This is a genomic window from Actinokineospora enzanensis DSM 44649 (assembly GCF_000374445.1).
GTDB classification, from domain to species: domain Bacteria; phylum Actinomycetota; class Actinomycetes; order Mycobacteriales; family Pseudonocardiaceae; genus Actinokineospora; species Actinokineospora enzanensis.
The window spans coordinates 20,213-27,535 of the sequence record NZ_KB894455.1; the positions used below are offsets into that span (position 1 = coordinate 20,213).

7 protein-coding genes are annotated in these 7,323 nt (G+C 71.1%); 1 reads left to right on the plus strand and 6 read right to left on the minus strand.

The window, feature by feature from the left end:
* Nucleotides 1-21: 21 nt before the first annotated feature.
* From C503_RS0135210 to C503_RS0135230, 5 genes are all read right to left on the minus strand, one after another.
* On the minus strand, nucleotides 22-3,801 hold the full coding sequence (locus tag C503_RS0135210; protein WP_018686919.1) for a S8 family peptidase: 3,780 nt from the start codon (nucleotides 3,799-3,801) through the stop codon (nucleotides 22-24).
* Between the two features lie 182 nt (nucleotides 3,802-3,983).
* Nucleotides 3,984-4,610 carry a lamin tail domain-containing protein gene (locus C503_RS0135215; RefSeq protein WP_018686920.1) on the minus strand — a complete coding sequence of 209 codons (627 nt, stop codon included), beginning with the start codon at nucleotides 4,608-4,610 and terminating at the stop codon, nucleotides 3,984-3,986.
* 120 nt (nucleotides 4,611-4,730) lie between these two features.
* Nucleotides 4,731-5,051 carry a helix-turn-helix transcriptional regulator gene (locus C503_RS42110; protein WP_084477485.1) on the minus strand — a complete coding sequence of 107 codons (321 nt, stop codon included), beginning with the start codon at nucleotides 5,049-5,051 and terminating at the stop codon, nucleotides 4,731-4,733.
* A gap of 96 nt (nucleotides 5,052-5,147) precedes the next feature.
* Entirely contained in the window at nucleotides 5,148-5,543 is a 396-nt protein-coding gene (locus C503_RS0135225) for a nuclear transport factor 2 family protein (RefSeq protein WP_018686922.1), read from the minus strand.
* A 53-nt stretch (nucleotides 5,544-5,596) separates the two neighbouring features.
* The gene (locus tag C503_RS0135230; RefSeq protein ID WP_026317022.1) at nucleotides 5,597-6,097 is read right to left on the minus strand and encodes a lamin tail domain-containing protein; all 501 of its coding nucleotides are present in this window, start codon (nucleotides 6,095-6,097) and stop codon (nucleotides 5,597-5,599) included.
* 307 nt (nucleotides 6,098-6,404) lie between these two features.
* On the opposite strand from C503_RS0135230, the gene C503_RS42115 reads away from it, so the two are divergent.
* Complete coding sequence (locus tag C503_RS42115; protein ID WP_018686924.1) at nucleotides 6,405-6,965, plus strand: hypothetical protein; 561 nt, start codon at nucleotides 6,405-6,407, stop codon at nucleotides 6,963-6,965.
* Between the two features lie 71 nt (nucleotides 6,966-7,036).
* Here the strand turns inward: C503_RS42115 and C503_RS0135240 are convergent.
* The coding region (locus C503_RS0135240; protein ID WP_018686925.1) for an integrase core domain-containing protein at nucleotides 7,037-7,323 on the minus strand (287 nt) is incomplete at its 5' end.

Consider the following 7,323-nt stretch of genomic DNA (forward strand, 5'->3'; position numbering starts at 1 on the left):
TCGAGCGGCAGGGGCGAGGGCTCACCTGCCGCGATAGGCGGCCTGGATGGTCTGGCTGACCGTGTTCCCCTTGCTGTCCCTGGCCTGGGTCCGGAGCCAGACATCGGTGCCGCCCGGGTAGGCGGGCGCCGTCACCGTCCACACCGAACCGCCCGCGGGCTGGACGGGTGCGTCGGTCCAGGTCTTGCCGTCGGTCGAGGTGGCGACCTGCAGGCCCACCACCGGTCCGCCGTTCTTCGCCCCGGTGTGCACCGCGGCGGCGATGTCGAACGTGCGAGCGGTCAAGGTGTTCCCGAGGTCCAGCGGCAACCGGTAGTCGAGCTGGATCAGCGGCTGGAACGCGCATTTCGACCCGCTGCGGCAGGTGTAGCCCGCAGGGGGCGCGTCATTCGCGCGGCTCGACGTGAACGTCCAGGTGGTGTCGGTCCGGCGGGCGTGGCCGAACAACACCGTGCTGGGTGCGCCGGGTTGCCCGGCACCGGCCATGACGTCGGATTCCTCCAGCCGGTACACCGCACTGCCCGCGCCGAGCCGGAACCTGGGGTACGGGGCCATGTCCTCGTCCACCGGCTTGATCTCCTGGTCACCCAGGTACAGCCGGGTGGTCGTGGTGGCGCCGTACTTGCTGTTCTCGTACGGGTTCACGAAGCCGTCCCCGTCCGTCCACTGTAGAGCGGGGGTGAACAGGTCACCCTCCCGACACAGCGAGCACAGCGTCTGCCACCGACCCTGCGCGCTCGGGTACCGCCCGGGGCTGTCGGGTGCCAGTTCCACCGCGGCCGAGTGCAGCGGTGCGTCGAACCAGTGCTCGTCCGGGCGGGTCCGCTCCCCCGGTCGGTAGACGTTGTAGCGGTTCATGGCCAGGGCCGCGCCGGTGCCGGACGCGGTCAACGTCCGCTTCCACACCACGTCCGCGTTCCCGGGGCCGACGTACTCCGTCCACGCGCCCGGCAGCGGGACCTTCACGGCCTGGTTGAACTGTGTTCGCCACTTCTTGTCCGGGAAGGCGTACCAGACCTTCTGCCCGGTCAGGCCCGGTTGGTCGGCGTGGTAGGAGGTCTTGGTCGCCACCAGGTCGTCCGGCCGGATCCGGCGCTCGTGATCGGCGGGCACGCCGTTGGCGTCGACCACGTCGAGGTCGTACATGGCCTCCGGCACGGCCCGCACCGTGAGCGACATCCTCGCGGCCGTGCCCAACCGCGTGCCGTCGGCGTTGGTCAGCGAGAACACCGGCAACGGCGGGGTGTTCAGCCGGACCGGCAGCGCGCCCGGGGAGTCCACATAGGTCACCAGGGCGGCGGCCCCGGCCTGGGCAGCGGACTTCGCCGCGGCGGTGGTGGCCTGGTTGACCGCTCCGACCGGGTCCGCGGAACCCGGCGGCACCGCGATCCTGGCCACCACCGCCTTGCCCCGCACGTCCGCCGTGCCCGCGGCGACCAGTGCGAGCTCTCGCGTGCCTGCCAGCGCCGCGGTCACGGTCGGCACGTCGTACACGGGGTTCAGCGTCGTCCCGCCAACGGCGAGGTCGACCGCCGCCGAGCCGCGCGCGGCGTGGTCCTGCAACGAGATCGAGCCGACCTTGGCGGCCGCCGCCGGAGTGACCCGGACCTCGTCGATGTTGGGCCCGATGCTGGCCCCGACCTCGGCGATGAAGCTGTCCGGCCCGTTCGGTCCGGGCAGGATCCGGCGCAGGGCTACGGTGCGGTCGCGCAGGTCGGTGCGGGTGGTGGTGGTCAGGTCGACCGGCACGGCCGAGCGGGCGTCGAGGGTGACGTCCGTGCCCGCCGCCACGCGGACCTCCGCCGCGCTGAGCCCGGTCCACCGGCGCGTGGTGAGGGTGCGCTCCATGACCCAGCCCAGCGCCGAGTACGCGCCCTCGGGGACCATCACCCGGCCCTCGCCGTCGACCAGGTCGACGTAGCGGGTGTCCTCGGTGGCGAACGGGTCGTTCGGGCGGGTGGCGCCGAGCGTGTCGTCGATGACCTCGACAATGCCCTGCCGCGCCGGGGCGCCGGTGGAGTCCAGCAGGTGGATGGAGACCGGCATCAGCGGTGGCGCGTTGTAGGTGCTGACGGGCGTGCGCACGGTGGCCCCGTTCGACGCCTTGGCCACCACGGTCCCGCCGTACACACCGAACCGCCCGGCGTCCGGGTCGACCGTCACGTCGGTCTTGGCCGCCGCGTGCGCGGGCACGCCGAGCGAGCCGCCCGCCAGCCGCATGGTCTCCGCCGAGGACGGCTTGCCGTCCCAGGAGTCGACGCGCAGGTCCAGGCTGAGCGCGGCGGAGGCATCGCCCTGGTTGGTGTAGGTGAGCGCGCGGTCGGTGGGGTCGGTGCCCTCGACCCGGCCGAACGTCGCCGAGGCCGGACCGATCCACGCCTGGCTGAGTGCCTTGTCGATGTCGAGCTTGCCCGCGCCCTGCTCGTACCACTTGGCACCGACGTCGCGCGCGGTGGAGACCAGGGCGTCCTTGAGGGCGGGGCCGCGCCAGTCCGGGTGCTGTTGGCGCAGCAGCGCGGCCGCGCCCGCGACCTGTGGGGTCGCCATCGAGGTGCCGTCGGCCGAGGTGTAGTACTCGTCCACCGGGTCGCCCATCGAGGTGCCACTGGCGCGGGCGGCCACGATGCCCACGCCCGGCGCCACGATCTCCGGCTTGGCCAGCGCGTCGCCCAGTCGCGGGCCCCGGCTGCTGAACCAGGCCAGCTTGTCCGCGCCGTCCACCGCGCCGACGGTGAGGGCCGAGGCGGCCGATCCCGGGGTGGCGACGGTCCGGTCGCCGGAGCCGTAGTTGCCCGCGGCCACCACGAACAGCATGCCGGTGCTTGCCGAGAGCTCGTCCACCAGCCGGCTCAACGGGTCCGAGCCGTCGGTGACGCCGCCGCCGAGGCTGAGGTTCAGCACGTCCACGCCCTGCCCGGCCGCCCACTCGACGCCTGCCATCACCTGCGACATCTCACCGGAGCCGGTGTCGTCGAACACCTTGGCGGACAACAGGGTCGCGCCAGGGGCGATGCCGCGGTAGCGACCGCCGGAGGCCGCGCCGCTGCCCGCGATGGTGGAGGCGACGTGCGTGCCATGGCCGTTGTGGTCGCCGGTGTCCCCGCTGCCGGTGAAGTCCTCCGCCGCGGCCACCTTGTCCTTGAGGTCCGGGTGTCCTGAGTCGACACCGGTGTCGACGACGGCGATCCGCGTGCCGGTGCCGTCCAGCCCCAGCTTCTGGGCGGTGATGTTCGTGCTGCGCACCGTGTCCGCGCCGGCGACCCGCAACTTTCGGTCGAGGGAGAGCTTGGCGACGCCGAGCCCGCCGGTGGTCAGCGAATGCCAGAACTGTGGGGCGCGGGACTTCTCCACCCGGGTGCCCATGCCGCCCTTGAGCCGCACGCGGGGTGCCAGCGAGGTGGCCTTGCCGTCGGTGCGGGCGATCACCGGGATGGTCGGGCTCGTCGCGTCCTGTCTGCCGTCGGCCAGCAGCGCGCGGACGTCGAACAGGGCCGGGTCCAGCTCGCCCGAACGCACCAGCGGCACCGCGTCCGACGGGTAGACGAACAGGCCGTCCCGCGTGGTCATGGTGGCGAACGTGGGGCTGGAGCCGTCGGCCCGCACGGCGGGGTCGACGCGCACGGTACCGTCGTCCTGCCGGTAGTCGACCACATCGCCGGTGATCAGGGTGATCCGGGTGCCGTCGTCGGTGGGACCGGGTGGTGCGCCAGGTGGTGCCTTGGCGCTTCCCGCGGTCCCGTCGTGGCCGACGAGGAAGGCCGCGACCAGGGTGGCGACCGCCAGGTGTCGGGAGAGCTTCATCGTTCCTCCTCGGGCAGGGTTATTCGAGGATGAACGGACGATTGCCCCTACGGGAACAGTTTCCCCCGGCGGCAAGTCGCCGGCGGCGACTACGCGCCACGCGCGGACGGGCCCCGACCGGTGTTCCGGTCGGGGCCCTGGGCTCACCCGCCGCCGCGGGGGTGAGCCGGACTCGCGGTGGACTAGTTCAGCGCGCCCGGCGTCCGGACGTGCCGGGTGAAGTCGTTCCGGTTGTTGTCGGTGTCGGTGCTCAGGATGTCCCGCGCGCTGGCGGGCGCGAGCTGGTCGGGCACGCTGAGCAGGGACTGCGCCGGGCTGCCCTCACGGGCGGCGGGAACGCTGTTGGAGAACGCGATGCCGTCCACCTTGGCACCGGCGAGGGTGTAGATCGCGACACCGCCGTTGTCCGGGATGCCCTCGACGTTCGGGAGCATGTAGGGCAGCGTCTGCCCGGAGGCGATGGTGCCGGAGAAGTACGCCCCGGTCAGGGTCAGCAGGTCGCCCTCGTTGCCGCGCGGGGCCAGTTCGATGCCCACCAGCGAGATGGGCGCGACGACCACGTTGGTCGCGGTGTAGACGCGGACGACGTAGTTGCTCACGTCCACGGGGGCGTTGCTGACGTTGCGGATCTCGATGAACTCGTCCAGCGAGCCGTTCGGCCCGCGGGAGGCGACCTCGTTGACCAGGATGGGGCCCGCGGCCATTTCCTGGCCAGGAGCCTGCTCCGGCGACGCGGACGCGTGGCTCGCGGTGGTCACCGCTGCCGCGACGGCGGCGAGCACGGTTGCGGTGGTCAGGATTCGACGCATGACTGGACCTCTTTCGTCATCTCTTGAGGATTTCCCGCCGCGAGTGGGGGAGGAAATCGCGGCGGTGACAACTGTGGTCCGCAGGCCGATATCCCCGAAAGGGGCCGGTTTTCTGGCCACCTATTCGGGAATAGTCACGACCGGATCCACCGCGCGGACGGCCCGGATCCGGCGGGCCGAGGTCGCCGCGTGCTCAAGCACCGGCACGGGCACGTCGAGCACGCGCCCGAGCCAGCCGCGCCAGTACGGGCCCGGGATCCGCTTGCCCCGTTCCCACCGGGAGACCGCCTCCCGGGTGATGCTGTCGTTGCCGGACACCTGGTGCAGCCGCACCGCGAGGTCCACTTGAGACATCCCGCGTGCCTGCCGCAGCCGCGGCAGGCAGTCGCTGATCGAGACCGGTCTCCTGGCCGGCCTGGTCGACGGGGATTCCTGCGACATGGCAAAGCCTTTCTGTGGGCATGTCTGTCGTGTCGCGATCCTCGCAGGAGAAGGTTATTCACGACCAGCAGCGTCCCGGTGATACCGGCGGTACATTCAGCCACCGCGCGGGTCGAATCCCTCGGTGAACGGAGAAGGGTCCAGGTGCCAGCGGAGTTCCCGAATCAGCCGCTCGCGCAGCTGCAGGGCAAGGGCGAACTCGATCACCAACGCCGGGCCGCCCGTCGCGGCGTCGGCGTCCATCCGGCCCAGCAGCACCGCGGCCGACCGGTCGGCCACCAGGCTGTGCACGACCACCCGGCGCAACGTCAGCGCGCCGTGCATGGACAGGAAGAACGCCTCCACCTCCCGCCGGGTGCGCACGGGTCCGTGCCAGGGCGCCCCCGGCACCGAGGAGACCCACCAGCAGTCCACCGGCTCGGTGAACAGCTCGCTGATGGCCGCGCTGTCGCGCGCCACGAACCGCGCCACGAACCGCTGCGTGGTCGTCACGGCGAGCCCCCCGCCCCCCGGCGACGGGGGTATCCCGTCCTCGACGGCATGCCTCATGACGGCAGCAGCTCACAGCCGAAGTCGCGCCGGTTGTCGTCGGTGTCGGTACTGCGCGCGTCCCGCGTCAGCACCAGACCGGTGGCACAGGCCAGCGCCGCCTCCGCCTCCCGGCACGGCGACCCCGCGACGGTCGACACCCGGTCGGCGAGCACCCCCCGGCTGGTGAGCAGCCGGTACCCGTCCCCGTCGACCGCGGGCACGGAGATCTGCGCCGGGTCCTCCGGCATGGCGTAGATGCCCGCGATGGCGAGCCGCTCGTCGGGGCCGAGCGAGGTGCCCGCGGGCAGCTTCGCCACCGTGGTGGTGGTCCGTCCGACGCAGGACTCGACGGACCAGCCGGAGAGGTCGATCTCGGCGGTCGAGGTGTTGCGCAGTTCGAGGTAACCGGTGGCGCCGGTGGCGAGGACGCTGTGCAGCTTCACGGGATTCTGACCGGGTGTCACCAACGACAACGTCGCGACCAACGCGACGTGCACGATGTGGGCGTATCTCATCGGCCCAGCCTGTCGCAGGCGAGGGTCGCGCAGAAAGGGGCCAAAACACCCAGTATTCACCTGATAACGTCACTGCTGCAACGTTATCGCCCAGGTTGAACCATCAAAATCCCGCGCCGCCGAAAAGCCCGACCCTCCACATCGGATTCCATCCTGGCACGCGCCCGGTCCGCCGCCAAGGGGCCACTTCACCCATCGCGCCGATCGTCGTGGCCCATCGCGGTCGCACCGCCGGTATGCCATTGCCGCCCGCGTCCGGTCGGGCCACCGTGATTGCGGATCACCCGCGAAGAAAGGGCGAACAACCATGCGAATCCCCTGGCGAGCGGCGATCATGGTCGCCGTCCTGACCCTGGTGTCCGCGGGCGGCGCGGTGAGCGCCGCCGCACCACCCGCCCCGACCCCGGCCCCCACCTACACGACCGCCCAGCTGCAGGCCCTCCAGGCCCTGATCGACACCCACCTCCACGACTACGGAGCCGGAAGACAGGTGCGGGTCAACCAGATCGCCTTCGACGACGGCCGCACCCTCCTCACCTTCCCGCTACCCGGCGAACCCGCCGCGCGGACCGTCGACGAGCCCATGACCGCCCTGGGCACGGCCAACTGCACCTACCTGTACGCCTGTTTGTGGAGCGACACGAACTACAACGGCACCCGGCTGTCGCGCACAACCTGCGACGTGATCACACTGACCGCCCCGTTCACCTCCAGCACGGGGTCGATCCACAACAACCAGACCAACAACACCCAAACCATCCTCTACAACTCGGCGGGCCAGATCCTCAACGCCAACCAAGCCCTCTCCAAAATCAACGACACCGGCGTCGGCACCCGCCCCAACGCCCGAACCTGGCGAGTCTGCTGACCTTTGCCACAGATGAATCCTGCCTCGCCCGGCGGCACCATCGGCCAGGCGAGGCAGGTCCATTCGACAGGCTAGTTGTATGAGGCCATGACGTTGGTGACGCCGGTGTGGAGCCGTGTGGCTGGTGGTCGGTTTCCGGCGGTGGTGTGGGGCCGATGGTAGTTGTAGTGCACGTTCCAGACCGTGAGGGCGTCGGTGCGTTGTTGTTCGCTGGTCCAGGCGCGGGTGTAGAGGAATTCCTCGGTCAGGATGCGGTTGTAGCGTTCGACCTTGCCGTTGTGGCGTGGGGTGTAGGGGGTGATGCGTTGGTGGCGGGCGCCGCGTAGGACGGTGGCGAAGTCGTGGGCTCGGTAGCAGG

Coding starts and splice junctions, on each gene's coding strand:
- C503_RS0135210 (WP_018686919.1), bottom strand. CDS start 3,801: ATGAAGCTCTCCCGACACCTGGCGGTCGCCACCCTGGTCGCGGCCTTC.
- C503_RS0135215 (WP_018686920.1), bottom strand. CDS start 4,610: ATGCGTCGAATCCTGACCACCGCAACCGTGCTCGCCGCCGTCGCGGCA.
- C503_RS42110 (WP_084477485.1), bottom strand. CDS start 5,051: ATGTCGCAGGAATCCCCGTCGACCAGGCCGGCCAGGAGACCGGTCTCG.
- C503_RS0135230 (WP_026317022.1), bottom strand. CDS start 6,097: ATGAGATACGCCCACATCGTGCACGTCGCGTTGGTCGCGACGTTGTCG.
- C503_RS42115 (WP_018686924.1), top strand. CDS start 6,405: ATGCGAATCCCCTGGCGAGCGGCGATCATGGTCGCCGTCCTGACCCTG.